Here is a 241-nt window from a genome sequence, read left to right on the forward strand (position 1 = left end):
TCCCAGGTTGAGCCCGGGGATTTCACATCCGACTTAAAAGGCCGCCTACGCACCCTTTACGCCCAGTAATTCCGATTAACGCTTGCACCCTTCGTATTACCGCGGCTGCTGGCACGAAGTTAGCCGGTGCTTATTCTTTCGGTACCGTCATCCATACCAGGTATTAACCAGCATGATTTCTTCCCGAACAAAAGTGCTTTACAACCCGCAGGCCTTCTTCACACACGCGGCATTGCTGGAT

The 241-nt window shown here is 52.3% G+C and carries 1 rRNA gene; it reads right to left on the reverse strand.

The window, feature by feature from the left end:
- A 16S ribosomal RNA gene (locus ACTHSX_RS10810) occupies positions 1-241 on the reverse strand; the annotation flags it as partial.

The organism is Neisseria sp. P0014.S002 (assembly GCF_051958295.1).
GTDB lineage: Bacteria > Pseudomonadota > Gammaproteobacteria > Burkholderiales > Neisseriaceae > Neisseria > Neisseria flavescens_B.